7 protein-coding genes are annotated in these 17,791 nt (G+C 41.7%); all 7 read left to right on the top strand.

The window, feature by feature from the left end; genetic code table 11:
* Positions 1-871 precede the first annotated feature (871 nt).
* The 7 genes from HXY43_RS10505 to HXY43_RS10475 all read left to right on the top strand — a co-directional run bounded on the left by HXY43_RS10505 (position 872) and on the right by HXY43_RS10475 (position 17,421).
* Positions 872-1,150, top strand: a complete 279-nt coding sequence (locus HXY43_RS10505; protein WP_290883087.1) for a hypothetical protein — start codon at positions 872-874, stop codon at positions 1,148-1,150.
* Positions 1,151-1,354: 204 nt separating this feature from the next.
* Positions 1,355-6,721, top strand: coding sequence for a type I polyketide synthase (locus HXY43_RS10500; protein ID WP_290883085.1), 5,367 nt, complete (start codon positions 1,355-1,357; stop codon positions 6,719-6,721).
* Positions 6,722-6,896: 175 nt separating this feature from the next.
* Positions 6,897-7,406 (top strand): carboxypeptidase-like regulatory domain-containing protein, encoded by a 510-nt coding sequence (locus HXY43_RS10495; protein ID WP_290883082.1) that lies wholly within the window; start codon positions 6,897-6,899, stop codon positions 7,404-7,406.
* A gap of 151 nt (positions 7,407-7,557) precedes the next feature.
* The gene (locus HXY43_RS10490) at positions 7,558-9,297 is read left to right on the top strand and encodes an SDR family NAD(P)-dependent oxidoreductase (protein ID WP_290883079.1); all 1,740 of its coding nucleotides are present in this window, start codon (positions 7,558-7,560) and stop codon (positions 9,295-9,297) included.
* 120 nt (positions 9,298-9,417) lie between these two features.
* The gene (locus HXY43_RS10485) at positions 9,418-14,013 is read left to right on the top strand and encodes a PfaB family protein (RefSeq protein ID WP_290883077.1); all 4,596 of its coding nucleotides are present in this window, start codon (positions 9,418-9,420) and stop codon (positions 14,011-14,013) included.
* A 226-nt stretch (positions 14,014-14,239) separates the two neighbouring features.
* Entirely contained in the window at positions 14,240-15,910 is a 1,671-nt protein-coding gene (locus tag HXY43_RS10480; protein WP_290883074.1) for a PfaD family polyunsaturated fatty acid/polyketide biosynthesis protein, read from the top strand.
* Between the two features lie 2 nt (positions 15,911-15,912).
* The gene (locus tag HXY43_RS10475) at positions 15,913-17,421 is read left to right on the top strand and encodes a thioester reductase domain-containing protein (RefSeq protein WP_290883071.1); all 1,509 of its coding nucleotides are present in this window, start codon (positions 15,913-15,915) and stop codon (positions 17,419-17,421) included.
* The last annotated feature ends 370 nt before the right edge of the window (positions 17,422-17,791 follow it).

The following is a 17,791-nucleotide window of genomic DNA, read 5'->3' as shown; positions in this document are numbered from 1 at the left end:
TATGAATTTACAATTCACGGGTATGACCAGACGTAGCATTGCTACGTCTCTACAATGATTTGGCATCGAGCTACAAAAATGTATGCAAACATAATTCATGACCAAATTCAGCAACGCCAGTTGCAAAAGTCGGGAGCCTCCAAATCCTCGTTACTAGGTTGAACCTGGTAACGAGAATTAGAGCCTCTAGCTCCTATTGAATCGGACATGATATCAACCAACTACTAACCACCAAAAAACCTTAAAAAATTTTCTGTTATTGATTAACATTTACTCAATGTGTGTCTGCTATTCACAATCATGTAAACAAATATTGACTTAAATAGCCACTTAACATATCTAGTTTATTTTTATTAAAAAATCAGCATCCGTCTTAGCTGAATTACCATGCTTATATGAAAAATTTACTGATGCTCGCTGACTGCATAAATTTATTTATCACTTCGTTCAGTTAATTATTAAACAAATTGGTGTTTATCTTTTCATATCAAACAAAATTTCTATTTAACAACTGGGAATGTAAAGAGATTCGCTACTAACTAAAAGTAAGAAAAGTTACTATTTTAGAATGCTTTATAGTTTCCATCAGATTTTTTTAAAATTGCCTTCCACGAACAGTCCAGTTGATGCTAGCTATGCTAATGTTGGTGTTAATTCTCATGATTTCAGCGGCAGGGCAAATTAGTTAGTTGATTGAGAGCGGACAACTAAACACTAAAAAAAGTCTAATTGCCATCATTAATTACTAGTTCAATTATTTGGTAAATTTGCTCATGAATTCGGATGAAAGGAGGCGTTTTTCTGTAACGATTTTGTCAAATAATGTTTGACAAAATTTATAGAATATATTATCTTGGAAGTCGAAACTGCTATGGCATTTATTAAGATTCAGAACGTTGTCATTAACACTAACTACATTGCCGCAGTTAAGCTAGAGAATCAAACTGGCTCTGGAGAAAAAAGCATTTCTATCCTCTTAGTTACTCCCAAGTTTTCATTATTCCAGCTTGAAAGCATCTCCACCAATCACCATCATTACGAATGGATTGAGTTCACTGGTCAAGCAGCTAACGCACTGCAAGACTACTTTACTAGTTACAACAACGTTATCGACCTACTACCAGAATCTCAGGAGTCGAGCGCTGTGTAATATTTTTTTATCCGATCGCAACAGACGTAGCCGAGATGATTTTCATCGGGTAAAGCGTCTACTCATCAGGGTGACATTTGCTATTTGGCATGAATGTCTGTACAGGTATTTAGCTTTCGTGCATAGGATAACTGCTACATTAATTCGCTACAGAAATTGTAGCAGTTCTAGCATCCACATTATCAAAGATTAGTCTATTTTTCTATGTCTGCTCATTCAATTGATATTGCCTTAGCGCAATTGGAAGAACAGATAAACGATTGTGAAAAGGCTTTGGTGAGGTTTATTGAGGTCAAAAAAAAGATGTCGGATCAATCAACGCCAATCGAAAAAATTAACAGAAAATTGCAACATAATCCTATCGCCATTATTGGTATGGCTTCTTTATTTCCTCAAGCCAGAAACTTGCGGGAATATTGGCAAAATATTGTTAACAAACTCGACTGCATTACCGACATCCCATCAACACACTGGAATGTAGAAGATTACTACGATCCCAATCCCAGAACACCAGAAGACAAAACCTACTGTAGAAGAGGTGGATTTATCCCTCATGTTGATTTTAACCCAATGGAGTTTGGTATTCCACCAAATATCTTAGAGGTTACAGATGTTTCGCAACTGTTGAGCTTGCTAATTGCCAAACAGGCGATGGAAGATGCTGGCTATACAGAAAATCGCGAGTTTAATCGCGAAACTGTAGGCGTTATCTTAGGTTCAGCAGCACTGAAACTGGGGATTCCCCTTGCTGCGCGTCTGCAATATCCAATTTGGGAAAAGGCACTCAAAAGCAGTGGCTTATCTGATGAAGATACCCAAAAAATTATCGAGAAAATCAAAAGCGCCTATGTGAAATGGGATGAAAATGCATTCCCCGGTATGCTAGCTAACGTAATCGCCGGACGCATTGCCAACCGTTTAAATTTAGGCGGGATAAATTGTACAGTTGATGCTGCTTGTGCTAGTTCCTTCGCTGCCCTGAAAATGGCAATTAGCGAGTTAGTAGAGCATCGCTGCGATATGATGCTGACTGGCGGCGTTGATACAGATAACTCCATCACAGCTTATATCAGTTTCAGCAAAACACCAGCAGTATCTCCCAGCGAAACCGTTAGACCTTTTGATACCGAGTCCGATGGCATGATGTTGGGTGAAGGTATCGGTATGGTTGTCCTCAAACGCCTAGAAGATGCGGTACGAGACAACGATAAAATCTATGCAGTCATCAAAGGCATCGGTACATCCAGTGATGGACGCTATAAAAGCATTTACGCCCCTCGCCAAGAAGGGCAAGTGCAAGCATTACGCCGTGCCTACGAAGATGCAGGCTTTACGCCCGAAACTGTCACCCTAATTGAAGCACACGGTACGGGAACTATGGCAGGCGATCCCACCGAATTTGGTTCTTTGCGAGAATTTTTCGGGAAAAACAACTCTAAAAAGCAATATATCGCCCTTGGAACTGTCAAATCTCAAATCGGACATACAAAAGCTGCTGCTGGTGCGGCGAGTCTAATCAAAACTGCTTTGGCACTTCATCACAAGATTCTCCCAGCCACGATTAACGTCACTCAGCCCAATCCCAAACTCAACATCAAGAATACCCCCTTCTATTTGAACATCGAAACCAGACCTTGGATTCGGTCAGAAGGTGAACCGCCAAGACGGGCGGGTGTGAGTTCGTTTGGCTTCGGCGGTACAAATTACCACGTCGTCCTCGAAGAATACGAAGGCGAACATAACCAGGCTTATCGCTTGCACATTGCTCCCAGTGAAGTAGTGCTGTTTGCTCAAACTCCGGCGCAGTTGTTGAGCAGTTGTGAAGAAACTTTAACTAAGTTGCAGTCTGAAGCAGGCGACAAGCATTATTTAGAACTGGTAGAAGCTTGCAAAACTACAGAAATTCCTGAGAGTGCTGCCAGAGTTGGTTTTGTGGCAGAGTCTCGCGCTGAAGCTTGCAAGTTCATGCAAATAAGTATCGACTTGCTGAAAAACAAAGCTGCTGCAACATCTTGGGAGCATCCCCAAGGTATTTTCTACCGCGCTGCTGGTATGGAGTTAGCTGGGAAAGTAGTGGCTTTATTTTCCGGGCAAGGTTCGCAATACTTGCATATGGGTCGGGAATTAGTCATGAATTTCCCGGAAATGCGCGGTCTTTATGGCTACATGGATAGCCTGTTACGCAAAGATAATTTGCAACCACTCTCGGAAATAGTTTTTCCCCATTCTGCATTTGAAGAGACGGAAAAAAATGCCCAAGTGGCGGCATTGCAGCGAACAGAATACGCTCAGCCTGCCATCGGCATGTTAAGCGCAGGGATGTATAAATTACTGCAAAAATCTGGATTTCAGGCAGATTTTGTAGCCGGACACAGTTTTGGTGAACTCACAGCTTTATGGGCGGCGGGAGTTTTGAGTGATGCAGATTACTGTTTGCTGGTGAAAGCACGGGGACAAGCAATGGCTGCACCCAAAGACCCGAATTATGATACGGGTGCGATGCTGGCGGTAAAAGAAGACCTGAGTAAGGTGGAAGGGGTGCTGAGGAATTTTCCGCAGGTAGCGATCGCCAATCTCAATTCACCCCGACAAGTAGTGTTAGCAGGCCCTACAGATGAAATCGCAAAAGTCCGGGATGCTTTGCACAACCAAGGATACGCCGCTGTCTTGCTACCAGTATCCGCAGCTTTCCATACACCGCTAATTGCTTTTGCTCAAAAATCCTTTGCGATCGCCATCAAGAACGTTAACTTCCAAATTCCCCAAATCCCTGTTTACACCAACGTCACAGGTAAGGAGTATCCCAAAGAACCAGCAGTAATTCAAAGAACCCTAGAATCCCACCTCTCGAACTCAGTCTTGTTCAAACAGGAGATAGAAAATATCTATGCGGCTGGGGGTTACTGCTTTGTGGAATTTGGGCCGAGAAACATTCTCACCAACTTGGTAAAAGATATTCTTGGCGAACGTCCGCATATGGCGATCGCATTGAATCCCAGCGCCCAAAAGAACAGCGATCGTTCTCTGCGGGAAGCTACTGTGCAGTTGCGCGTCGCAGGAATGCCCTTGAAAAACCTCGACCCTTACCAACTACCACCAGTTATTGCCGAACCACAGAAAAACAAGGGTTTGAGCGTGCAGTTATGCGGTAGTAACTACGTATCAGAAAAAACGAAAATGGCATTTGGGCAAGCTTTACAGAATGGGCAAACAGTGAAATTGCAGCACAGCGGATCTGAGGAAAAGACAGTTACATCTCAACCTCTTACCCTAACTGTAAATGCCACTCCCACCCCAGCAGTGCAACAAAGTAACGGAAATAACGGACACAGTAAAAAACCCCTTCTGATAGAAGACACAGAACAGAAGGGCAATGGGCAAAGGGCATGGGGCATTGGTAACAAAACCAATCCCCAATCCCCAATCCCCAATCCCCCCCTCTCACCCAAACCAGATCTGGAGTCGAAAATGCCAGATATCCCAGACAAACTTGTAAATTATCAAAGAGTTTTAGAAAGCTTAGAGTACGTCCTGACACAGTTTCAACAAAATCAAAGTGAAAATTTACAAGTTCATTCCCACTATCTGAACCATCAGGTGGAATATGCCAAAACCTTTTTCCAACTGATGCAGCAGCAAAATTCCTTGCTTGCTAACAACAAACATTCACCGGATGCGGCCAAACTGAAACCAACAATCATCGAAAGCTTAGACCGCAGCATGACGCAGTTTCACGCCCAACAAGGTGAAACCCTACGCATCCACGAGCAATATCTCAAGGATCAGGTAGAATATACCAAAAACTTTTTCCAACTCGTCCAGCAAGAATATTCCCAACTCATCACCGATGGGGCAACTCCTCAACCAGTAATTTCTACAAATGGGAGAATAGAAGTACCAGAAGAAGTCAAAACAATAAAAGAAGTCACAGAAGTAAGAGAAGTCAAACCAGTCAAAGAAGTAACACAAGAAAACACTTCTCTACCTTCCCCCACCTCCCCCACTCTCCCACTCTCCCACTCTCCCACTCCCCCCACTCCCCCCACACTGACCGTCAGCACACCACCTCAACCAGTAGTTTCTCAAGTACCACTACCGCCAGCATCAGCACCAGCCATTGATTTGTCCGACTTGGATCAAACCCTGCTAGCCATCACCAGCGAAAAGACTGGCTACCCAGTCGAAATGCTGGATATGGACATGGACATGGAAGCAGACTTGGGGATTGATTCCATCAAACGTGTAGAAATCATGGGTGCGTTGCAAGAGAAATACCCCGACATGCCCAAGCCAAGTAATGTAGAAGAACTGGCAGAATTACGCACCATCGGTCAAATTGTCCAGTATCTGCAATCTTTGGTTTCTACCCCAACCACCACCCACCAACAACCAACCACCACCCACCAACCACCAACAACCAACAACCAACAACCAACAATAGCCAACGACTCCACCGCAGTTAGCGAAAGTGTTGCAGTAGCCGCAGAAACAATTATCACAGTTACTGAAACACATACTCCTGTATCAGAAGTTGACTTAAGCAACTTATCTGAAACCCTGTTAGCTATTACTAGCGAAAAGACAGGCTACCCAGTCGAGATGCTAGAACTCGATATGGACATGGAAGCAGACTTGGGGATTGACTCGATTAAACGGGTGGAAATCATGGGTGCGTTGCAGGAGAAATACCCCGACTTACCCAAGCCAAGTAATGTAGAAGAACTAGCAGAACTACGCACCATCGGTCAAATAGTCGAGTATCTCCAGAAACTAGCTGCTGGGGCTGAAAAAAAAAAGTACCAGCATGAATCTGCTGACCAGCTAGACGACTTAAAACACAATGTCCAACGCCGTCCAGCTAAACTGCAAATTCTACCTCCACCAGATTTTTGGGAAATTCCCATACCAGAGGGACACATCGCCTTAATCACCGATGATGGTTCTCTCACCACTACCAAAGTTGCTGAATTACTCAGCCAACGGGGATGGAAAGTAGTAGTTTTAAATTTACCCCCATCCCTCGTTCCCGAAAAATCGCCCCTACCCCCAAGCGTCAGTCGCGTTACCTTGCAAGACCAAAGTGAGGAACATCTGCAACAACAATTAGCAGCGATCGCCACTAACTATGGTGCAGTCGGGGCATTTATCCACATTCATCCCGTCTTCCAGGCAAGTAATACAAGTAATAATGGTACAGTTGCGTATTTCCCAGAAGAAAAAGCGATTATTAAGCAAGTTTTCTTCATGGCGAAACACTTGAAAAAATCCCTCAACGCAGCAGCTAATTACGGACGCAGTTGTTTCTGTACCGTAGCACGTCTAGACGGAGTTTTTGGCCTGGAACACAAAGTCAACTTTGGGGCGATCGGTGCAGGTTTATTTGGACTAACCAAAACCCTAGTTTGGGAATGGCCAAAAGTGTATTGTCGAGCGATCGACCTCAGCCCTGATATTAACTCAGAAGAATCAGCACATCACATCGTTGCCGAACTTCATGACCCCAATCGCTATCTTACCGAAGTAGCCTATGGTTCACAGGGAAGAGTAACTCTCATTAGTACACCTGAATAAGAGGAGGGGGAGATGGGGAGATGAGGGGAAATTAGCAGGGGAAGAGAGGGAGAGGGGGAAATAGGAGTGGGAGAGGGGGGGAAAATGTTAAAACAACTCCCCCACTCCCCCACAGCCCCCACTCCCTCACTCCCCCACTCCCCCACTTCCCCACTCCTCCACTCTGCTTGAAGATATGTCCAAGAATCAAACAATTACTTACCTGGGTCGCGTTCTAGATCAAAAGAAACATGCCCCTATTAGTGGAGCAAAAGTTTCACTAAATTATGAAGGTCATTCAGTTTCTACCTATACAGATTTAGAAGGAATTTATCGACTGACTGTAAACTTTAACAACAGCAATTATTTGCAGGGACAACTATCTATTCAAGCCAATGGCTACAAAAGTTATAACTCTTTTATAAAACTCTCACCAAAACAGAAAGACCTTGGTGATGTTCGGCTTGTTGAGCCTAATTCCAATTTAGCTTCATATTCAAATATCGGGTCAAGTTCCAATTTCAGTTCACAATCTCAAAATGAAAATTTTATACCATTACCAATAATAATAGCAATCATGATTGTAATGTTTTTAATTATGGCGATCGCAATCAAGCCTTCACCTCAAAAAAATCCTACAAACAGAAGAAATACTGTGATTAATATCTATCAACAATCAGATTTTGATAGTTTCATAATTACCTGAAAATAACAAGAATGTTTTTATTTAGAAAATCTTTATGCACGCATACAATTTTTGATTATTTTCGACCACAGATGAACACAGATTAATCATCAGTGTTTATCGTTACTTGACAATGATTTCTTTGCCTTTAATCGCTGCAAGAGGAAAATTTATGACTACAGTAGCTCAAATTCGCCCTTCATCAGTTTTTCTGGTCAGTGGCGGTGCTAAAGGTATTACAGCTAAGTGTGCTATTAGGTTAGCGCAGCAATATTCTTGCAAGTTTATTCTTCTTGGTCGTTCGGAAATTTTAGAAACAGAACCTGATTTTGCTCAAGATTGTTTTGATGAAGCGACATTAAAAAAACGCATCATGGAATATCTTCTTTCTCTTGGAGAGAAGCCCACACCCATGAGTCTGCAAAAGGTTTATAATCAAATCTCTTCGAGTCGAGAAATTAAAGAAACTTTGGCGGCGATTCAAAAAGCAGGTGGTCAAGCAGAATATATCAGTGTTGATGTCACTGATGTCTCAGCTTTAAATCAAAAACTCGCTACAGCTGTTGAACGTATAGGTCAAATTACAGGCATCATTCACGGTGCTGGCAATTTAGCCGATAAGTTGATTGAAAAGAAAACAGAACAGGATTTTGAAAAGGTTTACACTGCTAAAGTACAAGGTTTAGAAAATCTTTTAACTTGCATCAAACCCAGTCAACTTGAACATTTAGTTTTGTTTTCTTCGGTAACAGGTTTTTACGGTAATATCGGACAATCTGATTATGCTATTGCTAACGAAATTCTCAACAAATCAGCCCATTTAATCAAGCAAAAATATCCCCAGTGTCACGTTGTTGCTATTAACTGGGGAGGTTGGGATAGTGGCATGGTGACACCAGAATTGAAAAAAGAATTTGCCCGTCGGGGTATTGATATTATCCCAGTGGAAGCGGGAACACAAATGTTAGTTAGAGAAATGCATCTTGCCAATCACAATACCACACAAGTTGTGATCGGCAGTCCAATGACTCCACCCGCTGCAACTATAGAACCAGAACTCCGCAGCTATCGCATCCGTCGTAAACTTGCACTCGCAGCAAATCCCTTTTTACAGGATCATGTAATTGCCGGTAATCCCGTTTTGCCAGCAACTTGTGCAGTATCATGGATGTCCGATGTTTGCGAAAAACTATATCCAGGATATAAAGCATTTAGTAGTACAGATTTCCGGATATTCAAAGGAATTACCTTCAATGAAACCTTAGCTAATGAATATATTCTCGACTTGCAAGAAACTTCCAAAAATATCGATACTCACGAAGTTAATTTCTTGTGCAAAATTTCGAGTAAAACTCCAGAAGGTAAAACCATATATCACTTCAGCACTCAAGTTAAACTCCTGCGTGACATTCCTCCCGCCCCTACCTATGAAAACCTGAATCTCGTAGAAGATAACATCATTACCACCACTGGTAAAGACTTTTATCAAACAGGAGAATCAGCATTATTTCACGGTTCCACTTTCCAACAACTTAGAAGAGTAATAAATATTAGTCCCGATAAAATCACCGTCGAATGTTTTTGGCAAGAAATCGACAAAACCAAACAAGGTCAATTTCCAGCATATTGGATCAATGGATTTACAACCGATCTGAGTACCCATTCCTTATGGATTTGGCTATATCATTACCATCAAGAAATTTGCTTGCCAGGACAACAAGAAAGATACGAACAATTTGCCAAAACTCCCTATAATAAGCCTTTCTACGTCTCCTGTGAAATCAAAAGTAAAACACAAACAGGCGTAGTTGCTGATTTCTTTGTACACGATCAACAAGGAACAATCTACTCACAACTCTTGGGAGGTAAAGGCATTATTTTCCCAGCCAAATTAATGCAACCTAAGTCCTAAATCTAAAACTAAACAAATCCCAATACGAATTGGATATTCACTCATAAAAACTCTGCGTACCCTCTGCGCTAACCTCTGCGTTCCTCCGCGTTTAAATTATCAAGACTTAGGAGATCACCCGTGGAAAAAATCGCCATCATTGGATTCTCATGCCTATTTCCCGACGCCAAAAATCCTGAAGAATTCTGGCAAAATCTCATTCAACAAAAAGATTCAACATCATCCATAACTTCCGAAGAACTCGGAGTAAATCCACAAATATTTTACGAACCAACCAAAGGTAAACCAGACAAAATTTACTCCTTAAAAGGTGGATTCATCCGCGATTTTAAATTCTATCCTACAGGATACAAACTACCAGCAGAATTACTAGAAAAACTAGATGACACCTTTAAATGGTCACTGCATGTTGCTAAACAAGCTTTGCAACACAGTGGTTATTTAGATCAAGAATCTCTTCTCTCTCGGTGCGGAGTAATATTAGGTACTCTCTCTCTACCTACCAAAGCTTCAAATCAATTATTTGCGCCAATATATCAGCAAGTTTTAGCACCCGCAGTTAGAGAACTTTTACAGCAACAAGAATTCGATTTAGCTACATTAAATTCATCTGACCAAACTTCACCCTACAATGCGATGATATCGGGCTTACCAGCAGCAATCATCGCCCAAGCTTTTTCACTATCAAATATTCATTTTTGTATAGATGCTGCCTGTTCATCGCCACAATATTCTATTAGGCTGGCATCCCATTATCTGTGGACGCACAAAGCTGATTTAATGCTAGCGGGAGGTATTAGCTGTGCAGATCCGCTGTTTATCAGGATGTTATTTTCTGGTATTCAAGGATATCCCGAAAATGATGATATTAGCCGTCCTTTAGATAAATTATCGCGGGGGATGCTAACTGCGGAAGGTGCGGGAATGGTGGTGCTGAAGCGATACAGTGATGCAGTTAGGGATGGCGATCGCATTTATGCTACCATCACAGGCAACGGGCTTTCTAATGATGGTCGAGGCAAGCATTTACTTAGCCCCAATTCCAAAGGGCAAACTCTCGCTTTTGAACGTGCCTACCAAGAAGCACAGATCAATCCTAACAACATTGATTACATGGAGTGCCATGCTACTGGCACGTTATTGGGAGATAGCACCGAATTCCAATCAATTGAAACTTTCTTCGGTAAATATCAAGCAACACCTTTGCTGGGTTCTGTGAAATCTAACGTCGGTCACTTGCTCACCACCGCTGGCAGCGTTAGTTTAATTAAGGTGCTAATGAGTATGTCTCATGGTGTCATCCCAGCCACGATTAATATTACAGAACCGATGGGTTCAGATAACAATGTTGTTTCCCCAAAACGCATTGTGACTAGCACCACAAATTGGCCGGGAAATACACCAGTCAAACGCGCCGCTATCAGTGCATTTGGTTTAGGTGGAACCAATGCCCACATGATTTTAGAACAAGGAAATACAACAGAAGCAGTTACACCCGAAGAACCTCTCCACCCTGCCAAACTTGCCATCGTTGGTATGGATGCCTTGTTTGGTGGATGCGATGGTTTAGATGCTTTTGAACGCAGCATTTATGAAGGCACACAACATTTTATTCCCTTACCACCTAACAGATGGTACGGGATAGAAAAGCAAGCAGAGTTACTTAAAAAGTATGGGTTGGCTGATGGTAAACCACCATTAGGAGCATACATCACTGATTTTGAAATCGATACTGTTTCAAGCAAAATTCCGCCGAATGAACTAGAAAAACTCAATCAACAACAATTATTACTGCTAAAAGTTGCCGAACGTGCTTTAAAAGACGCAGGCATTAAAGAAGGTGCAAATGTATCAGTAATAATTGCCACAGAAACAGAATATTCTGCTCATCATTTACAGCAAAGATGGAATTTATCTTGGCAGATTAAGGAAGGATTAATTGCTGGAGAAATTTCTCTACCGTCCGATCAAGTCGATCAATTAGAAACCATCATTAAAGATGGCATGCACCATCCCGTCGAAAGCAGTGAATATGTAAGTTACATCGCCAATATTATGGCGAGTCGCATTTCTTCACTGTGGAATTTTACTGCCCCTGTTTTTACCATCACTGCGGGAGAAAACTCTACTTTCAAAGTTTTGGAAGTAGCACAACATTTACTTACTACTGGGGAAGCAGATGCTGTACTTGTGGGTGCCGTCGATTTAGCTGGCGGGTTGGAAAATGTACTGTTGCGAAATCAAATGGCAGCAATTAATACGGGTGCAAATACCCTTGCCTACGACCAAAAAGCAAATGGCTGGATGGTCGGTGAAGGTGCAGGCGCAGTAGTATTAAAGCTGCACGAAACTGCTAAAAAAGATAGCGATCGCATTTACGCGGCCGTTGACGCCATCAGTTTTGTGCAAGATCGTCTGGGAAACAGTTGTGCCAAAGCTGTTCACCAAGTTTGCCAGCAAGCTTTGTTGATGGCAGGTATTAAACCTACAGACGTGAACTATCTCGAAGTTCATGGTAGTGGCATTCCACAGGAAGATGAAGCAGAAATCACAGGTTTGCTTCAGGCTTATCCAGGAAGTGCAAATGATTTAAGCTGTGCAATTGGCAGCGTTAAAGCAAATATCGGTCATACATACACTGCATCGGGAATTGCCAGTTTGATAAAGACTGCCCTGTGTCTTTATTACAGATATATTCCAGGTACACCCAAGTGGACTGGAGTGAAGAGTAAAGAATTATTTCAGGGCAGTCCCTTTTACGTTGCAACTGAATCAAGGCCTTGGTTCCTTGACAAACAAGCGACAAAAAGAATCGCTGCCATCAATAGTATTGGAATGGATGGCACATACGCCCATGCGATCTTATCGGAAGAACCAGACCAAACAGAACGCAGCAGCAGATTTTTGCAGCAAACACCCTTTTATTTATTCCCGATTACCGGACGCGATCGCACTGATTTACTCACACAACTTGATACCCTCGAAAACACCGTTAACAACGGCACTTCCCTAGCAAACGCTGCTAACCTGGCTTTTGCTAACTATAAACTTGATGCGCGTGCAAATTACATCTTAGTAATTTTGGCACACAACCAAAACGAACTAACCAGAGAAATCGCCGCCGCCCGTAAAGGTATAGACAAAGCCTTTGCAAGTGGAGAAGACTGGCAAACACCGCTAGGTAGTTATTTCACAGCCAAACCACTAGGTAAACCAGGTGGAGTTGCTTACGTCTATCCAGCAGCAGTCAATTCCTATCTAGGTATCGCCCGCAACCTCTTCCGTTTATTCCCCAAAACCCTCGACGATATTGCCCTCAAAAAACTGCAATACCTCGTCGCCGACATTTCCCGCATAGTCTTTCCCAGAAGCTTGAACAAACTCTCATCGCGTCAACTCGAAACTCTCGAACAGAAATTCTTGGACAATCCTCTGGCCATCTTCGACGTTGACATGCTGTATACCAGATTCATCACCCAAATCATTCGGGATGAATTTCAAGTCAAACCTAAATTCGTTTTTGGCTACAGCCTGGGTGAAACTAGCATGATGTCTGCGGTAGGTGTGTGGGATAACTTTACCGAAGGAATTCGCACCTTACACGCCTCACCACTATTCGCCGACAGATTATCGGGTGCAAAAACAGCCGTCCGCGAGTATTGGCATTTACCACCAACCCAAGATAATAACTTCTGGGCTAACTACGTTCTCATGACTACCCCATCCCAGGTTCGAGAATACCTCAAACATGAGAACCGTGTCTTCTTAACTCAAATCAACACACCAGAAGAAGTCGTCATCGCCGGTGAACCGGCAGCATGTGAAAGAATCATTCAAATTTTAGGCTGCAACGCCTTCCGCGCCCCCTTCGATCATGTCATTCACTGCGAGGCGATGCGTTCAGAATACGGGGAAATAGCTAGAGTTAACACCCTACCCACCCAGAAAAACCTACCAGATGTCACTCTCTATTCTGCTGCTGAGTATGGCCCGGTGAAAATAGAAAGTGGGGCGATCGCTAACAGTATCGCCACAGGATTATCACAACAATTAGATTTTCCCCGCTTAGTCAACCGAGTCTATGAAGATGGGGCCAGAATATTTATCGAGACGGGTGCTGGCAATATTTGCTCACGATGGATTGATAAAATTCTCGGCAATAAAGAACACATCACTATATCTTTAAATAGAAGAGGTTTAGACGATCATAGCGGTATTGTTAAAGCGCTAGCAAAACTTGTCAGCCATCAGGTTTCTGTTGATCTATCGCCACTCTACACCCCGGTAACAGAAACTAATAAAAAATCCAAACTCACCCTTAAAAAAGTCACATTGGGTGGTCAAAGCATTACTGACAAAATCTTGACGGAAGAAAACAAAAAACTCTTCCACAATCTCGCTACAACTGCCAAAAAACCTGAACCCATCAACTCTCTTCAGACTCAGCCAGAAGAAATGCCAATACAAAATATCATGGATAACAGCTTAGAGCAAAAAGCAGCAGTACAATTTGTTGAGTTAACAGCCAATCCTCAGAAAATTACTCGACCCATTACCATTTTAAGTCAGGCTCATTACCAACAACTGAATGCTAACAATATCAGGGTTCATAAAACCCATGATGCTTTCTTAAAATCTCGTCAAGAATTTAGCCAGCAAATCAGCGAATTGATTCAACTACAAGTAGCTTGTGCTGAAAATTTGCTAAGTGAATAAAGGTTGCTGTAGTTATTTTATTACCACCCAGATAATACTTGTTTAACGAACCACAAAGGGCACAAAGAGCGCAAAGAAAGAATTTGACTGGCAAGTTAGAAATATAGCACTTTATTTATCTCTTTAATATCTTTACTTCGTGTACTTCGTGTGCTTTGTGGTTCGTTCTTATTGCCCATTTTGCATTGTGTATTAATCAATTACTAATACTTGAGGTCTAACTACCGTGAAAACAGTAGATGCGGTACTAGGTAAACAAGAGAATGGTCTTGATTTTTATGGACAACCCTGTAACTTCAATCAGGTATGGAAAGGTTCCTTAGATTGCGTCACATTTGACCCTGACATAATCAAAGAAAAACTTCTATCTTTAGATAAACCTTGTTATATTGTTAGAGTTGACGGCAAAATTGGTGTCAGCAACGACGGTTATTTGTCTCCTCTTGATAATGGTAAAACAGGACAAATTGAACTGTTAACAGTGATTCCACCCATCAAGCTACAACAATTAGGAGACCCAAATTTTCTCTCTTTTCATGGCGTGAAATATGCCTATACCACTGGTGCAATGGCTGGTGGTATTGCTTCAGAAGAAATGGTTATTGCTCTCGGAAAAGAAGGAATTTTGAGTTCCTTTGGTGCAGGTGGTTTACCTCCAAATCGCTTAGAAATAGCTATTAACCGCATCCAGCAAACCTTGCCAAATGGCCCCTATGCTTTCAATTTAATTCACAGTCCGAATGAACCTGCAATTGAGCGTGGTGCAGTGGATTTATACCTCAAATATGGGGTGAGAACAATAGAAGCTTCGGCATTTTTGGACTTAACTCCTAACATTGTTTATTATCGTGCGGCGGGACTGGGTGTAAATGCAGCCAATGAAATTGAAATAAAAAATAAGGTTATTGCCAAAATTTCCCGTCGTGAAGTTGCTAGTAAATTTATGCAACCAGCGCCGCTAAGAATGCTCCAAGAACTGGTTGCACAAGGATTAATTAGTGAATTTCAAGCGAATTTAGCCGCTAAAATTCCCCTAGCAGATGATATTACAGCAGAAGCAGATTCCGGCGGTCATACTGATAACCGTCCTTTAGTTTGTTTGTTACCTTCAATTGTCGCTTTGCGGAATGAAATTCAGGCACAGTATAACTATGAAAAACCGATCCGAGTAGGAGTAGCAGGTGGAATTGCGACACCACAATCAGCTTTAGCTGCCTTTATGATGGGTGCTGCATATGTAGTGACTGGTTCAATTAATCAATCATGTATTGAATCTGGAAGTTGTCAGCACACCAAACAATTGTTAGCACAAGCAGATATGGCTGACGTGATGATGGCCCCAGCAGCAGATATGTTTGAAATGGGGGTAAAATTGCAAGTTCTTAAACGCGGTACGATGTTCCCTCTCCGCGCTCAAAAATTATATGAAATCTACAGGAACTATAACTCAATTGAAGAGATTCCTAACCAGGAAAGAGAGAAGCTAGAAAAACAAGTTTTTCGCAAGCCGCTTGCTCAAGTTTGGGAAGAAACTGTAACTTATCTATCTCAAAAAAATCCAGAAAAACTCGGGAAAGCTGTTAATAATCCCAAAATGAAAATGGCATTGATTTTCCGCTGGTATTTAGGGTTGTCTTCTCGCTGGTCTAATTCTGGAGAAAAAGGTCGAGAAGTAGATTATCAAATCTGGTGTGGCCCAGCAATAGGTAGCTTCAATGATTGGCTGCGAGGTTCCTATCTGTCAGATCCTAATAATCGCCGAGTAGTTGATGTCGCTAACCACATCATGATTGGTGCTGCATATTTATACCGGATTCAAAGTTTGAAAATTCAAGGACTGCAAATTCCGAATTATTACACTCAGTATTCCCCAGTTCATTCTACATTGGAAGTCTAAATATGAAGACAGCAAAAAAATCTTTAACAGCAGCAGAAATTCAAGCTTGGTTACTATCACATCTTGCTGAATTATTAAAAGTTGCACCCGACCAAATCGATACTGAACAACCATTAGATAGCTACGGTTTGGATTCTACCCAAGCGATGTTGCTTGTTACCAAAGCAGAGAAAATGCTAGGATTTAAAGTGGCTCCAACGCTGCTGTGGCATTACCCAACAATTGCATCGCTATCACAGCGTTTAGCTGAAGAATCTGAAGAATTATCATCAGATTTACAAGATACTGTTGCAGTTAAAAATGTAACTCCTGTCTTAGATTTAAGTGCTGAAGCTGTTCTCGATCCAAACATTCGTCCTGTATCTGGCTCTTTTGTGTTTAAAAACGAACCAGATAACATCTTTTTAACAGGTGGAACTGGCTTTTTGGGAGCTTTTTTAATCCACGAACTACTACAGCAAACTCATGCAGATATTTATTGCTTAGTACGTGCTGCTAATCCAGCAGAAGGTAAGCAAAAACTCAAGAAAAATTTGCAAAGTTATGCGCTGTGGGATGAACAATTCAGTTCAAGAATTATACCTGTTATCGGCGATTTGTCTCAGCCTTTGTTAGGGATTAGCAAAGAAGGCTTTGAAATGCTAGCTGCTAATCTTGATAGTATCTATCACAGTGCTGCAACGCTGAATTATGTTTATCCTTATTCAGCACTCAAAACTCCCAACGTTTTAGGAACGCAAGAAGTGTTACGCTTGGCAAGTATTTTTAAAGTCAAGCCTGTACATTATGTTTCTAGCGTCGCAGTTTTTGAATCGCCTTTTTATGCTGGCAAAGTTGTTAAAGAAGATGATAGCTTTGAGCATTGGCAAGGCATTTTTCTGGGTTATTCTCAAACTAAATGGGTAGCAGAAAAGCTAGTCACAATTGCTCGTAAAAGAGGGCTTCCTGTAACTATCCACAGACCACCTTTAATTGCAGGAGATAGCCAAACAGGTGTTTGCAATACAGATGATTTTATCAACTTGGTAATTAAAGGCTGTATCCAAATGGGATGTTTTCCAGATGTGGATTATATGTTGGATGCATCACCTGTAGATTATGTGAGCAAAGCGATTGTTTATCTATCTAAACAAAAAGAATCACTGGGCAAAGCTTTTCACTTACAGCATCCCGCACCTGTTCCGTTATCTAATTTACTTGAATGGATGCGTTCTCTTGGTTTTTCTATTCAAGTAATTCCCTACCAAGAGTGGCAAACAAAGTTAATTAACGATATCTATTCCGCAGATAATCCGTTATATACGCTACGACCTTTCTTATTGGAACGCTGGTCGGAAGAACAAATCACTATTCCAGATTTGTACTTGCAAACTAGAAGACCAAAAATCAATTGTGAAGCTACTTTGAATGCACTTGCTGGTAGTGGTATCGTTTGTCCGCCAATGAATACGCAATTGTTTATGACCTATTCTGCTTTCTTGATTCAAAATGGTTTTCTAAATGTTGCGTAGTACAGTATTGTACAAGTTCGTTCAGAACTAAAAGTATTTTTCGACCCCCCGCAACTTTACTGGGGGGATCTAATTTGTGGCAATAAATCATAGCTTTTTTAAACGCAGAGGAACGCGGAGTAACCGCAGAGGGGCGCAGAGTATTTAAAATTTAATTCGTTACGAATTTGTGTAATCTTGTACTTGGTAGATAAAACGTTTGTTAATTGGCAAATTTACTATTAACAAAAAATGTTGATAGCTGAATTGTAAGTTTAGGTTCGTTCAAATTCTTATCAATTCAAACTCAATGTTTGGTGGGCATATTTCATAAAAACCTCTCTAAAAGATACGCCCCTTGACAGATTGCAAGAAATGGAGATATCTCTAG

This window comes from Fischerella sp. (assembly GCF_013388695.1).
GTDB lineage: Bacteria > Cyanobacteriota > Cyanobacteriia > Cyanobacteriales > Nostocaceae > PCC9605.
The sequence above is the reverse complement of the archived record's forward strand: the minus strand, read 5'-3'. Positions and strand labels throughout refer to the sequence as shown.

Excerpts from the sequence above, each read along its gene's own strand:
- HXY43_RS10500 (WP_290883085.1), top strand. The coding sequence starts at position 1,355 with ATGTCTGCTCATTCAATTGATATTGCCTTAGCGCAATTGGAAGAACAG.
- HXY43_RS10475 (WP_290883071.1), top strand. The coding sequence starts at position 15,913 with ATGAAGACAGCAAAAAAATCTTTAACAGCAGCAGAAATTCAAGCTTGG.
- HXY43_RS10505 (WP_290883087.1), top strand. The coding sequence starts at position 872 with ATGGCATTTATTAAGATTCAGAACGTTGTCATTAACACTAACTACATT.
- HXY43_RS10495 (WP_290883082.1), top strand. The coding sequence starts at position 6,897 with ATGTCCAAGAATCAAACAATTACTTACCTGGGTCGCGTTCTAGATCAA.
- HXY43_RS10490 (WP_290883079.1), top strand. The coding sequence starts at position 7,558 with ATGACTACAGTAGCTCAAATTCGCCCTTCATCAGTTTTTCTGGTCAGT.